The sequence below is a fragment of the Arthrobacter sp. SPT-J7 genome, from assembly GCF_059089965.1.
Genome location: NZ_JBNHFF010000004.1, coordinates 184,378 through 199,297, shown reverse-complemented (window position 1 = coordinate 199,297; position 14,920 = coordinate 184,378). Strand labels below are relative to the sequence as shown.

Annotated in this window: 13 protein-coding genes and 1 pseudogene; 5 read left to right on the top strand and 9 right to left on the bottom strand. The window is 64.3% G+C overall.

From position 1 onward, the window contains the following. Nucleotides 1-127 precede the first annotated feature (127 nt). Together AC5RWX_RS08475 and AC5RWX_RS08470 are read left to right on the top strand one after the other, a co-directional pair. Nucleotides 128-1,507, top strand: a complete 1,380-nt coding sequence (locus tag AC5RWX_RS08475; RefSeq protein WP_494097264.1) for an aldehyde dehydrogenase family protein — start codon at nt 128-130, stop codon at nt 1,505-1,507. 28 nt (nt 1,508-1,535) lie between these two features. Continuing rightward, nucleotides 1,536-2,477 carry an MBL fold metallo-hydrolase gene (locus tag AC5RWX_RS08470; protein WP_493939450.1) on the top strand — a complete coding sequence of 314 codons (942 nt, stop codon included), beginning with the start codon at nt 1,536-1,538 and terminating at the stop codon, nt 2,475-2,477. 141 nt (nt 2,478-2,618) lie between these two features. On the opposite strand, the gene AC5RWX_RS08465 is transcribed toward AC5RWX_RS08470, so the two are convergent. The 8 genes from AC5RWX_RS08465 to AC5RWX_RS08430 all read right to left on the bottom strand — a co-directional run bounded on the left by AC5RWX_RS08465 (nt 2,619) and on the right by AC5RWX_RS08430 (nt 10,983). Further along, nucleotides 2,619-4,004 carry an MFS transporter gene (locus AC5RWX_RS08465; protein ID WP_493939451.1) on the bottom strand — a complete coding sequence of 462 codons (1,386 nt, stop codon included), beginning with the start codon at nt 4,002-4,004 and terminating at the stop codon, nt 2,619-2,621. A 221-nt stretch (nt 4,005-4,225) separates the two neighbouring features. Next, nucleotides 4,226-5,425 carry a cytochrome P450 gene (locus tag AC5RWX_RS08460; protein WP_493939452.1) on the bottom strand — a complete coding sequence of 400 codons (1,200 nt, stop codon included), beginning with the start codon at nt 5,423-5,425 and terminating at the stop codon, nt 4,226-4,228. A 17-nt stretch (nt 5,426-5,442) separates the two neighbouring features. After that, complete coding sequence (locus AC5RWX_RS08455; RefSeq protein WP_493939453.1) at nt 5,443-6,423, bottom strand: PDR/VanB family oxidoreductase; 981 nt, start codon at nt 6,421-6,423, stop codon at nt 5,443-5,445. A 151-nt stretch (nt 6,424-6,574) separates the two neighbouring features. Continuing rightward, nucleotides 6,575-7,369: an IclR family transcriptional regulator gene (locus AC5RWX_RS08450; RefSeq protein ID WP_493939454.1), complete on the bottom strand. Its 795-nt coding sequence runs from the start codon at nt 7,367-7,369 to the stop codon at nt 6,575-6,577. A gap of 89 nt (nt 7,370-7,458) precedes the next feature. Further along, a complete protein-coding gene (locus AC5RWX_RS08445; protein ID WP_493939455.1) occupies nt 7,459-8,445 on the bottom strand; it encodes an ABC transporter substrate-binding protein in 987 nt (328 codons plus the stop codon). A 33-nt stretch (nt 8,446-8,478) separates the two neighbouring features. Continuing rightward, nucleotides 8,479-9,324, bottom strand: a complete 846-nt coding sequence (locus AC5RWX_RS08440) for an ABC transporter ATP-binding protein (protein ID WP_493939456.1) — start codon at nt 9,322-9,324, stop codon at nt 8,479-8,481. Between the two features lies 1 nt (nt 9,325). After that, nucleotides 9,326-10,111: an ABC transporter permease gene (locus AC5RWX_RS08435; RefSeq protein WP_493939457.1), complete on the bottom strand. Its 786-nt coding sequence runs from the start codon at nt 10,109-10,111 to the stop codon at nt 9,326-9,328. After that, on the bottom strand, nt 10,108-10,983 hold the full coding sequence (locus AC5RWX_RS08430) for an ABC transporter permease (protein WP_494062728.1): 876 nt from the start codon (nt 10,981-10,983) through the stop codon (nt 10,108-10,110). The genes AC5RWX_RS08435 and AC5RWX_RS08430 overlap by 4 nt, the downstream gene beginning before the upstream one ends. Before the next feature lie 123 nt (nt 10,984-11,106). On the opposite strand from AC5RWX_RS08430, the gene AC5RWX_RS08425 reads away from it, so the two are divergent. Then, on the top strand, nt 11,107-12,024 hold the full coding sequence (locus tag AC5RWX_RS08425; protein WP_493939459.1) for a LysR family transcriptional regulator: 918 nt from the start codon (nt 11,107-11,109) through the stop codon (nt 12,022-12,024). Nucleotides 12,025-12,134: 110 nt separating this feature from the next. After that, the gene (locus AC5RWX_RS08420) at nt 12,135-13,433 is read left to right on the top strand and encodes an MFS transporter (RefSeq protein ID WP_493939460.1); all 1,299 of its coding nucleotides are present in this window, start codon (nt 12,135-12,137) and stop codon (nt 13,431-13,433) included. 163 nt (nt 13,434-13,596) lie between these two features. Here AC5RWX_RS08420 and AC5RWX_RS08415 read toward each other — a convergent pair. Continuing rightward, a pseudogene (locus AC5RWX_RS08415) lies at nt 13,597-13,944 on the bottom strand (zinc finger domain-containing protein); the annotation flags it as partial. A 185-nt stretch (nt 13,945-14,129) separates the two neighbouring features. Between AC5RWX_RS08415 and AC5RWX_RS08410 the strand changes: the two are divergent. Further along, on the top strand, nt 14,130-14,915 hold the full coding sequence (locus AC5RWX_RS08410; protein WP_494062727.1) for an acetoin reductase: 786 nt from the start codon (nt 14,130-14,132) through the stop codon (nt 14,913-14,915). The last annotated feature ends 5 nt before the right edge of the window (nt 14,916-14,920 follow it).

Below are 14,920 nucleotides of genomic sequence, written 5' to 3'. Positions count from 1 at the left end.
CGCTCCTATCGTGCATCCCTTCACGAGGCGGCCCACACCTTCTTTCCGCCCAATGGAAGCCTGGGATACGTGTTGCGCCGCCGGGCGGGATGCTGTGAGGAAGCATGCCCGACACGGAAGGACCACCATGCCGCACGCCGTCTACGACGTCCTCGATCCCGCGACCCTGGAAGTCGTGGGCCAAGCCCCGGAGCATTCAGAGGCCGACGTCCGAGAGGCCATCGAAACGGCCCAGTCGGCCGCCGCGAGCTGGGCCGCCGACCGCGACGCACGGCGCACAGCGATCCGGCGAATCGCCGAGCTCATCCGCGCGGACGCAGACCGCCTGGGACGAATCCTGTCCTTGGAACAGGGCAAAGTGCTGGCCGAAGCAGTGGGAGAATTCCGCGTCGCAGCTAGCCTCTTCGACTACTACGCCGACTTGCAGTGGGACGAGGTGGAGCCGCTGCCACCGCGCGGCGACCGCTCGCTCGAAGTCCATTACCGCCCTGTCGGGCTGGTCGGAACCATCACACCGTGGAACTTCCCGATCTCGCTTCTCTGTGTGAAACTTGCCCCCGCGCTGCTCGCGGGCTGCACGGTCATCTCGAAACCCTCGGCCAGCACTCCCCTCTCGACTTTGGCGCTCGCCGAGGTCCTTAACACGGTCCTCCCGGCGGGTGTACTGCAGGTGCGCACGAGCAGCCGGCGCACGGTCAACGTGGCACTCAGCTCCCTGCCCGGCGTCCGGAAAATCTCCTTCACGGGTTCCACGGACGTCGGCACCTCCGTCGCAGCGCAGGCGGCGGCCACGGTCAAGCGCGTGACTTTGGAACTCGGCGGCAACGATCCGGCCATCGTCCTCGACGACGCCGATGCAGAGACCACGGCCCGCGGCATCGTCGGCAGCGCCTTCCGCAACGCCGGCCAGGTCTGCATGGCAGTGAAGCGCGTCTACGTGCCGCGCAGTCGCGCCAGCGAGTTCACCGAGGCAGTCGTCGCCGTGGCGTCGGAACATGTGCTCGGACGCGGAGTTGCCGAAGGTACGACGATGGGCCCCATGCACAACGCTTCACAACTGCAGACCGTCCACGCTCTGGTGGAGGAAGCCGTTGCCTCCGGTGCCCGGATCGCCGCCGGCGGCTCCCGGGGCTGTGACCTCCCCGGCTACTTCCTGTCGCCCACGGTCGTCACTGACGCCGAGCCCGGCATGCGCCTTGTGGATGAGGAACAGTTCGGCAGCGCGCTTCCGATCATTGCCTATGACGATCTAGACGCCACGGTGGACTCGGCCAACGCCGGGGAATTCGGCCTGGGTGCTTCGGTGTGGTCACCGGACACGGCCCGCGCCCACGGCATAGCCTCCCGGCTCGAGGCCGGCACTGTTTGGATCAACCAACACACGGTCGTCGAACCGGATGCACCGTTCGGCGGCTGGAAGGCGTCAGGAGTGGGCCGGGAACGGGGTCGCTGGGGCCTCAACGAATATCTGGAGACCCGCACCCTCAACATGCGTCCCCACGCTTAGCCATCCTGCACACGACGAAGGAAAGTCCATGACATCCATTCCCACCACCGAACTCGTCACGCTGGGCACCGCGGCCGGGCCCGCAATCCGCGGCCCGGAAAACGGTATCGCCAGCGCCGTCGTCGTCGGGGATTCTTTCTACATGGTGGATTTTGGCCTGGGCTGTGTCCGGGCAGCTCATCAGGCGGGGCTGCGCGGCCGTGATTTCGTTGCAGGCTTCATAACCCACCTGCACTCCGACCATGTGGTGGAGCTGCCCGGTTTCCTCCTGTGGAACTGGGGCGAGCCCGTGGAGGGGTTTACTCGCGAGATCGGATTATTCGGTCCGGGCCGGGATGCCACGCATCCCGACGGTCACCGTTTGGCGGGCACCAGCGAATTGGTGCAGCATACGCTTGAGGCGTTCTCCTACGATGTCGACATCCGCGAGACGGATGAGGCACGTCCGAATTTGAAACGCTTGGTCAAGGCCACCGAAATCGAAACCCCGGCCTACGACTCGGTCGAAGCCGGGGCGCCGTTTCCGGTCTATGAGGACCACTTGGTCCGGGTCAGCGCGGTCCTCGTGGACCACCCTCCGGTGCGGCCCGCCCTCGCCTTCCGTTTCGACACCGCAGCAGGTTCCATCACCTTCTCAGGCGATACCGCGGAGTGCGCCGCGCTGGCCCGCCTGGCCGAGGGTACGGACCTCCTGGTGCATGAGGCGGTTAACCTTGACTTCTTCGCCCGGCGGGGATTCGATCCGGCTTTCCTCAATCACCAGAAGGTGTCGCATACTTCCCCCGAAGGTGCAGGTCGCATCGCGTCCGAGTCGGGAGCCAAGCGTCTGGTGCTGTCACACCTGGCGGGGGTCGCCAGCGCCGAGGAATGGGAACGTCGCGCCCGCAGCACCTTCGCCGGGCCGGTGGACGTGGCGGCCAGCGGCGATCGTTTCACCCTGGCGCCCGCCTTGGCGCGGGCCGCGAACTAACTCAGCCGTGCGCTGGCCGGGCCAACCCTTCGGGGTTGGCCCTTTCGCTTCCCGGCAGGGCCTGGAGGCTGCGAAAAAGACAGCGCCGCCACCCTTATGGGCGGCGGCGCTGTCCGATTTCAGTCAGGAGGAGCCTTGAGGTCAGGCTGGTTGGGTGATGTCCAGCCCCAGACGGCGGCGGTCACGCTGTTGATTAATGAAAACGGCTCCGAGGATGCCCGCGGCGGCCAGCATTGCTCCTGTGAGAAGGAAGGCGTTGGCATATCCGACCGGGGCGCTGGCCGCGCGTCCGATAATGAAACCCACGACGGCGGGGGCAAAGAGACCGCCGGCAGTCAGCACCGCGTTCGTCACCTGAAGCACCGCGCCGCGCTGCCCGACGGTTGTCGTCTCGGACGCGACAAGGTAGGTCAGAGCAAAGAGGGCAGGAGCGGTCCCGAATCCGAACGTGAAGCAGAGAACCGCAAGCCAGGCGACTGGAGCCAATGTCCCAAAGACCACCATTGTCCCGGCAAAAGCCGCAGCGCAACCCAGGACGACCCCGCGCGACCGCCTGGTCGGAATGCCTCGGGCGGCCAACCTTTGGGGCAGCACACCCAGCCCGATCGTTGCGATCGTGCCCCAAAGCGCCGGCAGCGTGATGAGGGAACCGGCCTCCTGCGTGCTGGCACCATGGACTGTTTCGAAGTATGCCGGGAGCCACGTGGTGGCCACCGTGAAGGTCCAGTACCCGAGGAAGGAGCAGAGCACCGCGAGCAGCCATGTCGGCGTCACGAAGGACCGACGATAGGAAACCTTAGTGTCGGCCGCGGCCGCAGCCGCAGCGGAGGTGTCGTCGTCGGTCCCTTGGCCGCCGCCGTCGATCTCTCGTTCGGCTTGGGCGGAGACATAGGGGCCTTCCTTGCCCACCAGCGTCCACGCCGCCGCCCACACCACGCCAATGAGTGCCAGAAAGACGAACGTGGCTTTCCAGCCGAATTCGGCCGCGATCCATGCCAGGACCGGCGCGAAGGCAACGATGCCCAGGGTGACCCCAGAAGCCGTAACAGCGGCAGGCGCGGCGCTGCGCGCCGCTGGAAACCATTTGTAGGTGGCGTGCATTGAGATCGGCGCCAACGGTCCCTCGCCCAGCCCTAGCAGCAGCCGACTAAACCACAAGGCGGGCAGCGAGGCGAAAACGAAGATCGGCACTTGGGCCACCGACCAGGTCAGGCACAGGACCAGCAGAATCCACTTGGACTTCACCCGGTTCGCGATCGGGGCGGCGATCAGCTGCGCCACGCCGAACAGCATAAAAACGGCGCTGCCCAGCAGGCCGAACTGCTCCGTTGTCAGATTGAGGTCCGTCATCAAGGGCACCGCAACGATGCCGAGAATCGCCTTATCGGCCCAACTGATCATCATCAGCACCAGCAGCATGCCGGTAACGATCCAACCGTATGCAGTGCGTTTCCGTGGGCTCCAGCGGGCCGGGTCCCGCTGGTCCATGACGGCTGCGTCGGACGGCGCTGATGTATCGATAGCCATAGTGGCTCCTTCTGGGAAGAACGGAATCGCGTGGGATGCCTGAACGTGTTCGCGAGGGCTCCCGGTAGCAGGAAGTTGCGGCACGCCGGGTCTGGTCAGCGGCGGGGCGCGCCGCGGGTAGGGAGCGGCGGGACGCCCCGCTCTAGGGAGTGGCAGGGCGCCCGGCGTTGGCAAACTGTGCCGGCCATGCGGCCGCGGCAGCCCGCCGCGGCGCGACAGAGTCAGGCCGCGGTGATGCTCACGGGCAAGGACTCGAAGCCGCGGAGCACGTTGTGCACGATGGGTACCGGCGCTCCTGCCGGTTCGATCGTGGCAATCCGCTGGAGCAGTTCCTGCAGGACGATCTCCATCTCGAGCCGGGCAATCGGCTGGCCGACGCACTGGTGCAGGCCCATGCCGAAAGCGACGTGTCCGGACGAACTGCGTTCGAAACTGAACGAGTCGGCGTCGTCCCCCCACTTACGCGGGTCTCGGTTGGCTGCCCCAATGAAGACCAGGACCTTGGAACCTGCCGGGATACGCACACCGCCCAGCGTGGTGTCCACGGTGACGGTTCGATGGAACTTCTGGAATGGCGATTCCAGCCGCAGCGCTTCGTCGACGGCGAACTTGGCCATCGTCGGGTTCTCGCGCAGCTTCGCCCACACCTCGGGGCTGCGTGCCAGTACGGACAGAGTGTTGCCGATGCCGAACACCGTTGTGTCCACTCCGGCGGACAAGAGTGCGCGCACCAACAGCGTTGCTTGCTGTTCTGTGATCAGCCCTTCGCCGACCTTGTCCCAAATGCGGGCGCCGAAACCAACATCGTCGAGGGATTCCCGAGCACAGTTCTTCATCACGGCCGCCGCGTGCTCGTCACCGTGGGCAAATGCCTGCTGGAAGATGTAGTTTTCCGGTCCAAAGGCGTTGAACACCATGTTGCCGTATGGCAGCAGGTGCTCACGGCCTTCCTCCGGGATGCCGACCGCGTCGGGGAAAACCCGCAACGGGTACTTTTCGGCGAGATCCTTCACAATATCGAAACCCGGGCGCCGGGCCAGGTCGGAGGCCAACTCCTCTGCCGGGGGCGTGAAGGGAGCGCGCAGCGCCCGCACGGTGCCGGGGTTAATGACGCCGGTCAGCGCCCGTCGCATCACGGTGTGGATCGGCGGGTCCGACTCGAGAATGCTCGGTGGGCGCCACCCATCGTCCTTGCGAATGTCGCGCGGACCGAGGCCTCCGGAGGAGCAGTACGTCTCGAAATCGGTGAGGACCTCGTACACCTCCTCGTAGCCGGCGACCGCGTAGCTTCCGGCGGACTCAAGCCAGGTAACTGCCCCGGCATCGCGCAGGCGGGCAAGGAAAGGGTACGGATCAGTGATGACTGCCGGGCTGAACGGATCCTCAGTGATGACTGCAGGTTCGTGCGATGTGATGGTCATGTTTGCTCCTGGATCGGTCAGAGGTCGAGGACGAGCCGGTTACAGCCGGCTGCTGCACGGGAGACGCAAACCAGCATGATCTCGCCGGCGTCCTTGTCTTCCTGGGTGAGAACGGCATCGCGGTGCTCCGGCTCGCCGGAGAGGATCCGGGTTTCGCAGGTTCCGCATAAGCCCGCGCGGCAGCTCGAGAGCACTCGGGCACCGGCCTCCTCCACTGCCTCCAGAATCGTCTGGTTGGCCGCGACGGTCACGGTACCGCCGCTGCGGGCCAGCTCAACGTCGAACGGCTCGGCGTTGGCGCCGGCGCCGAGGGAATCCGCGACAAACCGTTCGGTGTGCAGTGCCCCCGGCGGCCAGCCCATGCAGAAGTCTTCAACCGCGGTGAGCATCCCCCCGGGACCGCAGGCGTAGACGAGCATGTGGGCCCGCGGCATTCCCAGGATCTTCTGCAGGTCCATGCGGCCTTCAGTGTCCTCGGCTACTATGCGGACGCGCTCCTCACCGTATTGAGCGACCAAGCCGTCGGCAAAGGCCATAGTGTCCCGGCTGCGCCCTCCGTAGTAGAGCACCCATTCCCTGCCAGCAGCCTCTGCTGCCTCGATCATCGGGATGATGGGTGTGATGCCAATGCCGCCAGCGAGAAACAAGTACTTGCGCGAATCTGCCAAGGGAAAATTGTTGCGCGGGGCAGAGATGGCCAACGGTGCCCCGGGAACGAGCTTTTCGTGCACATGCTGTGAGCCACCCCTGGAGTTCGGCACTCGGAGCACTCCGATGCGCAGGGTGTTGAGGTCGTTCGGTGTGGAGCACAGCGAGTATTGCCGGATCAGCCCCTCCTCCAGATACACGTCAATGTGAGCTCCTGGTTCCCAAGGGGAGAAGGGCTGGCCGTCGGCGCGGCGCAGCACCAAGGAGGCAACGCCGTCGGCAACGTGTTCCACGGCCTCTATGGTGGTGTTAATGACCGCTGGAGCCATCACTGGGGCAGTGGTTGTCATCCTGTACCGCTCCTAGATCTTTGGTAATTCGCGCCGGCCCGGCTGTGCGGGTGAGGCAGTGATCACCATGCTAGGTGCGCGGCGCCACAGTCCCCCGCGCCCTTTCCGGCCAATGGAAAAACCTGGAGCAGTAGGCGGCAGCAAGCGCCTGTCAGTACCCGCTGCCGACAGCAAGCCGACGGGCGATGCTCCGCGCCGCGATCCGAAGCACCGGAACCACGGATCCGACCGACGGCGGTCCTCCCTGGGCGACCACGCCCAGGGCCGCGGTGCACGTGCCATTGGACATCAGGACCGGAACGGCCACGGCATAGTTATCCAGGCCGGCTTCTTCGTTAGTGGTGGCGAAGCCGCGGGAGCGCACCCGTTCCACTTCGGCTTTCAGCGCCATCGGATCGGTGATGGTGTGTGCGGTCTGGGCCTCCAAGCGGCGGCTGGGTATCTCCCGTACATGCTCGGGTCCGAAGGCCAGAAAAACCTTGCCCGCGGCGCTGGCATGTAGCGGCATGCGAGCCCCGACCCTGCGGAAAGGCAGACCCGCCCTCGTTCCCGAGATCCGCTCCAGGAGCAACGCCTCTTCGCCGTCGAGGATGAAGAGATTGACCACGTTTTGGGTGACGAACAGGACATCCTGCATGTAGGGGGAAGCCAATTCGGTAATGTTTTGCCTTACCGGCGCCAGCAGGCCCAGCCTCCAGATGCGGTGCCCGACGACATACGCGCCGCCGACTCGTTCCAGCGCCCCCCAAGCGACCAGTTCGTTCGCCAGCCGGTGCGCGGTAGCCACCGGCAGGCCGGCACGTCGGGCCATCTCGCTCAGCGAATGCCGGCTGTTTTCGGGGTCGAAGGTAGCCAGCAGCGACAAGGCCTTGGCCGTCACCGTATTTTGCTGCGCTGGCGCTTCGGCTTCCGCCGACTTCGGCCTGCGCGGATATGGATTAGCCAAGAACTCCTCCTCCGGCGGCGTCCCTGCGATCAAGGCCCGAACACACACCGGCCGGGCGCCGCTGGCGCCCGGCCGGGAAAGTACCGGATTTACTTCAGGATCGAACCCTCGACATCCACGTCGGTGGTCAGGAAGCCGTTCTCCTTCATCTTAGCCGCCAAGACCTTCATGCCTTCGATGTTGAAGTCCGTCTCGTACGCGGGAAGATTGACGGTTTCCGCCATGGCCTCGGCCATGCCCCCGTGCTTTACCAGAGCGGCACGGAGTACCGACGCGTCCTGGGAGATCAGGTCGTTTGCCTTGGCTACAGCCTCCCGGAAGCCGGTCAGGGCCTCGGCGTTCTCCGCGGCGAATTGCTTGGAGGCAAAGTACAGTGTGTGGGTTGTTCCAGCCGGGTAAACATCCGTGTACAGGGGCGAGATGCTCTTACCCCCGGCCTCGAGGCTCTGGGACATAAAGGGCTCTACCGGAAGGATGGCATCCACCCTCTTCTGCTCCAGTGCGGCCAGCATGTCGGTGAACGGCATGGCGACGAACTTCACCGCATCCACGTTCCCGCCGTCGGCCGCGATACGGGCGGCCGCGGCGACGTGAGGCAGCGAGCTCAGCGCATTCACAGCGACCGTCTTGCCTTCGAGGTCGCTCGGAGACGTGATGGCGCTGTCGGCCCCCACCACGAACGCCCCGGTGTCTTCGCCCGCTACCGACGTCGTGTTGCCGGCGTTGGCGACGGCGGTAACGGGAATGTTCTTCTCGATCGCGGTGAGGAAGGGCGGCGTAGCGGCAGTTCCGATGTTCAACTGCCCGTTGAGAACAGAAGGAACGATGGAGGCAGCATTCGACATTGATTCGATGCTGACGTCCAGCCCTGCCTCATCGAAGAACCCTTGGTCTTCTGCAACATAGACCGGGAAAAATTCGGCGACCGGAATCAGCCCGACCTTGATCTCGGCGGCAGTAGGTTCCCCGGCTGCACTGGAACCGCCGGCTGGTGCCGAACCCCCACAGCCAGTCAGGAACAGTGCCAGGGCTGCCGCGGCGGATGTCGCGGCGATGGATGTCTTGGTTACTCGCATGGAATGAAATCCTCTCGTGATGTGGGATGGGCGCTAAGCGTCGGCGCGGTTGCGCACGGCGTTGGACTTCGCGGCCTGGATTTGTTCGAAGACGAAGGAGCGAAGCTCTGCGAAGCGCGGTTCCCTCTTCGTCTCCACCTGATGACGGGGCCGGGGCAAATCGACGGCTATGTTGTGGCTGACACTCGTCGGGGCTCCCGACAGGATGATGACGCGGTCCGCCAGGTAGACCGCCTCGTCGATATCGTGCGTGACAAACAGGACTGTGGTGTTGTACTTAGCACGGATCTCCAAGACCAGGTCTTCCAGGTCGATCCGCGTTTGGGCGTCAACCGCCGCGAACGGTTCGTCCATCAGCAGCACGTCCGGCTGGTAGGCGAGCCCGCGTGCAATGGCTGCACGTTGCTGCATGCCGCCGGACATCTGCCACGGGTAGAGGTGGCCCTTGCCTGCCAGCCCCACACTTTCGAGCGCCTCCTCGATGCGGGCATCCCGTTCCCCTTTCGGGAACTTGTTACGCAGCGGCAAGGCAATGTTGCGGCGAATGGTCATCCACGGCAGCAGGCTTCGACTGTAGTCCTGGAAGACGACGGCGAGCTTGGCCGGCGGTTCAACGACCTCTTCGCCCTCAAAGACGGTGCTGCCCGCGGTGGGCTTAAGGAGGCCGGCAATGCATTTGAGCAGCGTTGTTTTGCCGGAACCGGACGGGCCGACAACGCAGACAAACTCGCCACGGCGGACCTCGAAGTTGACTCCGTCGAGAATGGGGACGGCCGCGTTGCCCGAGCCGTAGGACTTACGCAGGTCGCGGAGTTCGACGACGGCCTGCCCCGCCGGGCCCTCGACCTCCATGGATGCGTCAGTGGTTGCGTGTTGCATTTCATTCTCCTCCTGCGGCACGGCGCATGCCGTGCTGCCAGCTCAGAACGCGTTTCTCGACTGCGAGAAATACGAGGGTGGAAAGGTAGCCGATAACGCCTAGAACCAGGGTGCCTGCCCACGTTTGTGCCACGGCAAAGGTCTGTTGTGAATTGAGCACGTAATAGCCCACTCCGCTGACGGCCGCGACCATCTCGCTGACCACGATGAGGATGATCGAAAGCTGAAGCGTGGTGCGTAGCCCGGCAAAGATTTGCGGGGCAGCGTTGGGAAGCACCACGGACAGCAGCCGCTGCGTGAAAGTGAGCCGGTAGCTGCGCGCCATGTCCGCCATCTGGCCGTCCAGGCTGCGGACACCGTCGGCCGTATTGAGTACCGTGGGCCAGATGGCACCCATGACGATGATGGCAACGTTCATGGTCCCGGTAATGCCGAAGAACAACAGTCCGATCGGCAGGAGGACAGGTGGCGGAAGCGATCGAAGGAACTGGACGACGGGTTCGGCGGCTTCACGCGCCGCCGGCGACAGGCCCAACCAAGTCCCCAGCGCAACACCGCCCAACGCCGAAATCAGAAATCCCAAGCCGAACTTTCCCAACGACGGCAACAGATCGGTGGTGACGCGGCTGCCCAGCCAGTCATAGGCAAAGGTCTCCATGATGGTGGCCAACGGCGGGAAATAGATGTTCTGACTGCCCGCAGAGGTGAACCACCACGCGGCAAGGAGCAGGATGGGGAGCCACAGCCGCAGGGCGGCGGTGCGCAGGACTGGAAGGGTGCGATTCATCGCTCGCCGTCCTTTCGCTGGGAGGGGTGCCAAAAGAGCAGTGGACGTTCTGCCGCGGCGAAGGCGAAGTTGATGAGCAAACCGAGCAGGCCAGTGGTCAGGATGAGGGCATACATGGCTGGCAGGCTTCCGGAGGATTGGGCGATCATGATGTCGCGGCCGAGGCCGGCCGCGCCGCCGATCAACTCAGTCACGACCGAGACCACGACGGCGATGGAAGCGGAAACGCGCAACCCGGTGGCCGCGAAAGGCAGCAGGCTCGGAATTACGATTCGGCTGGTGGTCAACCATGCCTTCAGCCGGTAACTGCGGGCCATATCCAGCGCGACGTGGTCGACCTGTCCGATGCCGTAGACCATCTGGGTCAGGAACGGCCACAGCGCACCGAAGCAAATGAGGGTGAGCTTCATCGTCTCCGACGGCCCCCAGAGCAGCAGCCCCAGCGGGATCATCGCGACGGGCGGTATGGGTTTTAAGAACTCGATCACGAGCCAGGTCGATTCCCGCGCTAAGCGGCTGAGGCCAATGGCCAATGCGAGCGGCACCGCAATGAGGACCACTATCCCCAATCCGCCGAGGGCGCTGGCCAGGGTGTGGCCTACGGCCGCCCAAAAGGCGGGCGCGGCGGCGAGCACCGGCCAGGCAGCCAGCACTTCACTGGCCGGCGGGAGCGAAGTCGCCGGCATCAGTCCGGTGCGGGAAGCCACCTCCCAAACCAGGAGGAGGGCGGCAACGGTGGCGGCGCCGCGCCACGGCACTCGGCGGGAGGATCCCCGCAGTATGCGCGGCCGGCGCTTGGCCGATTCCGGTCCACCGGCCGCCTGGCCTTTCGCCGGATGCCGCGTGGAAGCGTCGACAACTGAGAATGTCACGGCATGTCCTTAAGGATCAAAGAAAGGAACCCAAGAGTTCCAGAGACTTGCAAATCCAAGTGTGATTCGCCACTCAAACATTCGTCTAATATTTTTTGTGCCGGGGCGTTATATATTTTGTATATGGAACTGCGCCAGCTTGAGTACTTCCTACGGGTCGCCACCGAGGGATCGATCTCCCGCGCCGCCGAGTCCCTTCACATGACCCAGCCGCCCCTGTCCATTTCAATCGCCAAGCTGGAGGCAGAGTTAACCCGCCCGCTACTGGCCCGCGAGTCCAGAGGGGTCCGCTTGACGGAAGCGGGCTCCCACTTCGCGGAGCAGGCCGAGCGAATTCTTCAGGACCTGTACCAATTACGGGACGACATGCGCAATGGAGTCATCGGCACGAGTGGCCGACTGTCCATCGCTTCAGTCCCCACCATCACGTGGTTCCTTCTGCCGCGTCTGCTTCGCAAATTCGTCGCAGACTCCCCCACCACCGACATCACCGTGGCAGATCCACCACCTGCCAGAGTTCTCGAGATGGTGCTGTCCAACGAGGCGGACGTCGGCCTGATCGCAACGCTCAGCTGTGAGCAATTGCAAGAGTCCTATCGCTCGTCGCTGCACGTTCTGCACGCCGGAGATCTTCCGATGCTGTTGGCCCTGCCGCCATCGTTCTCGGACGCGCCAAAGCGGCTTGGTCTCGCCGAACTGCACGGCCAGACCTGGATCATGCCGCGCAGGTCGCTCCGGATCCGCGGATTACCGGAACTCTTCGACACGCTGTGGGACCGGGCGGGCCTGACCCCGCCGCAGATGCGCAGGGTGGCTACGCTTCAGACGGCCATTCCCTTGGTGGCATCCGGCCTGGGCGTGTCCCTGGTACCCGATTCGGTTCGCGGCATGGGCACGACGCCGGTCGTCCTCCGGGAGTTGTCAGACGATATCCCCCCGTTACAGGCCGCCGCGCTCTGGTCCAGCGAACGCCAGCCCAGCCATGTTGTGGAATTGCTCGTGAGCATCCTGCGCGAGGGAGGACTCGGCACCGGCAGCTGACCCGGCTTCACCGCCCAGGCCGCCACGACGCCTTCCATTGGACGGAAAACGGCGGCTGGTGTCGCTCCTCCTGCGGCAAACTGGTGCGAAACCACACAAGGAGCTCCAACGTGCCGCAGCCGCCCGTACCAGCAGGTCAACTGCAGGCTTCCGGCCAAGCTGTGGGTGGGAACGTCCGCCCCGAAAGCAACCTTGGCTGGATCGTTATTGTTCTGGCTGGTATTGCGGCTGCTACCCATATTTGGAAGCTGCCAAATGCCTTAGCTTCCATACAAGCGGAACTTGGCATTTCGCTCGTCTTCGCTGGCGTGCTGATCGGAATCATTCAGGTGGCAAGCATGCTCGGGGGCCTTCTCGTAGCCTGGTCGGGCGAGGTTTTCGGGCTGCGACGTCTGCTGATCCTCGGCCTCCTGCTCTTGGCCGGCGGTTCCCTGCTCGGTGCGGCGGCGCCCAGCGCCGCGGTTCTCATGGTCTCGCGAACCGTCGAAGGCGTCGGGTTCCTGCTCTGCACGGTATTGGCGCCTCCTCTGATCCAACGTTCTTGCGCCGCGGAACGCACGAATATCGCCATGGCAAGCTGGGGTGCGTTTCAGGGCACCGCTGCGTTGCTCGGCTTTTCCACCGCTGCGCTGGCCCTGCAAGTCATGGATTGGCGCGCGTGGTGGATTGTCATGGCGGCCCTGGCCTTGGCACCGGTGTTCCCGGTGCTGCGTTGGGTTCCAGCGGATCCACGTACCGTAATGACGGCGGGCAGCATTCCTGCAACAGGCCGACGAATGCGCGCTACCTTGCGTCATTCAGCCCCATGGACGGCGGGAGCCGTATTCGCTTGCTACACAATCCAGTGGATGGCGATTATGGGGTTCCTCCCCTCGGTCTACAGCGCGGCCGGTCTCGACATGCCATGGCCCGGCCTGCTGTCTGCGGCAGTGGGAGGTGTCAACGCCATCGGCGCGCTGGCTTCAGGACTGCTTATGCAACGCGGATACCGTCCCAGAGGGCTGCTGATGGTTACTTTCGGAACCATGGCGTTCACCTCCGTGGCCATCTTTGCCGTGCCTTGGCCACCTGTTGCTCCTGGTCTCGCTGGGCAATTCACTTTCGCCATGATCTTCTCGTTGTTCGGTGGCATGGCCCCGGCCATCCTGACGCGCGTAGCGGTGGGGCTGGCGCCGCCCGATGGATCTGTTCCCACCGTTATCGGTCTAATGCAGCAAATTTTCAACGTCGGCAACTTCGCGGGTCCGCCGCTCATGGCGTGGATAGCCACACTCTCCGGAGGATGGAATTCAACGTGGTGGATGACATGCGCTTTCGGGCTGCTCGGCGCCATCCTGACCCTCAAATTGACACGAAACGCGAGCCACCGATCGAGGAAACGCGACCCTGCCTCGCCCGGTAGCTGTTAGAGGGCACGAGGGAATCGTCCGAGCACCGGCGAACGCTGTATCACTCCACGAGGGATGCGCCAATAATTCCACGGCGTGAGCGGATGACTCCCGCGTAGCTACCGACTGACAGGTCGGATTGGGTGGCGGTAGCGGCGACTGCTTCCACCACGTTTCCTTTAGCTCACTTGAGGAACTTGGACATCCTCCGGTCCGCCAGCAGCTTGCCGCCGGTTTGGCAGGTGGGGCAGTACTGGAGCGAGGAGTCGGCGAAGGAGACTTCGCGGACGGTGTCCCCGCAGACAGGGCAGGTCTCGCCGGTGCGGCCGTGCACGTGCATGGCCTTGCGCTTGGAGTCCTTCAGTTCCTTGGCCGGACGGCCGGAGGCTGCGGCAACCGCGGACTCAAGCACCTGGTGCATCGCCCAGTACAGCCGGTCCACGTCCTCGGGGGCCAGTCTGGCGGCGTTGGCAAAGGGGGAGAGCTTGGCAGCGTGCAGGATTTCGTCGCTGTAGGCGTTGCCGTGACCGGCGAACCGCCTGAGGTTGCTGATCCGCGAAGGCTCCATCCCCGGCCACTTATATGCAAAGGAATGAAACCTGACTCCGAGGTGTTCCAGTAAGTGACACCCCTACGAGGGCCGGTGTACAAACAGGCGGTCCATGGCGCCCATCGAACCGGGCCCGGACCGCTGGAGCAGTGAAAAGGAGACAACACATGACTGTTCAGGACAAGGTCGCACTCGTTACCGGCGCAGGCCAGGGCATCGGCCGGGCCATCGCTCTTCGATTGGCCAACGACGGCTTCAACGTCGCCATTGCGGACATCGAGCCGCAGCGTGAGAAGGGCGAAGCAGTCGCCGCCGAGATCCAAGCCCTCGGCCGCAAGTCGGTTTTCGTGGCGGCCGACGTGTCCAAGAAGGACCAGGTTGTCGCAGCCGTCGACACCGCCGCAGAAGCCCTAGGTGGCTTTGACGTGATCGTGAACAACGCCGGCATTGCGCAGATCAAGCCCGTCCTGGAGATTACCGAGGAAGAGCTCAACCAAATCTTCAGCGTGAACGCCAACAGCGTTGTCTGGGGTATCCAGGCAGCGGCCGCCAAGTTTGACGAACTCGGCCACGGCGGCAAGATCATCTCCGCCGCATCGATCGCTGCCATTCAAGGCTTCCCGATCCTCAGCGCCTACTCGGCCTCCAAGTTCGCCGTGCGCGGTTTCACCCAAGCCGCCGCCCAGGAACTGGCACCCAAGGGCATCACCGTCAACGCCTACGCCCCCGGCATCGTCGGCACCGGCATGTGGGAGCTCATCGACAAGGAGCTCAGCAAGATCAACGGCAAGCCGATCGGCCAGAACCTCAAGGAGAACGTCGAGGGGATCGCGCTCGGCCGGATCGAGACCCCGGAAGACGTCGCCAAGATCGTCTCCTTCTTCGCCGGCCCAGACTCCGACTACGTCACCGGCCAGGTCCTGCTGGTCGACGGCGGGATGCTTTACAACTAATACCG

What these genes read in the sequence shown, in the direction of transcription:
- AC5RWX_RS08475 (WP_494097264.1), top strand. Translation starts at nt 128, where the DNA reads ATGCCGCACGCCGTCTACGACGTCCTCGATCCCGCGACCCTGGAAGTC.
- AC5RWX_RS08465 (WP_493939451.1), bottom strand. Translation starts at nt 4,004, where the DNA reads ATGGCTATCGATACATCAGCGCCGTCCGACGCAGCCGTCATGGACCAG.
- AC5RWX_RS08470 (WP_493939450.1), top strand. Translation starts at nt 1,536, where the DNA reads ATGACATCCATTCCCACCACCGAACTCGTCACGCTGGGCACCGCGGCC.
- AC5RWX_RS08440 (WP_493939456.1), bottom strand. Translation starts at nt 9,324, where the DNA reads ATGCAACACGCAACCACTGACGCATCCATGGAGGTCGAGGGCCCGGCG.
- AC5RWX_RS08455 (WP_493939453.1), bottom strand. Translation starts at nt 6,423, where the DNA reads ATGACAACCACTGCCCCAGTGATGGCTCCAGCGGTCATTAACACCACC.
- AC5RWX_RS08445 (WP_493939455.1), bottom strand. Translation starts at nt 8,445, where the DNA reads ATGCGAGTAACCAAGACATCCATCGCCGCGACATCCGCCGCGGCAGCC.
- AC5RWX_RS08435 (WP_493939457.1), bottom strand. Translation starts at nt 10,111, where the DNA reads ATGAATCGCACCCTTCCAGTCCTGCGCACCGCCGCCCTGCGGCTGTGG.
- AC5RWX_RS08460 (WP_493939452.1), bottom strand. Translation starts at nt 5,425, where the DNA reads ATGACCATCACATCGCACGAACCTGCAGTCATCACTGAGGATCCGTTC.
- AC5RWX_RS08425 (WP_493939459.1), top strand. Translation starts at nt 11,107, where the DNA reads ATGGAACTGCGCCAGCTTGAGTACTTCCTACGGGTCGCCACCGAGGGA.
- AC5RWX_RS08410 (WP_494062727.1), top strand. Translation starts at nt 14,130, where the DNA reads ATGACTGTTCAGGACAAGGTCGCACTCGTTACCGGCGCAGGCCAGGGC.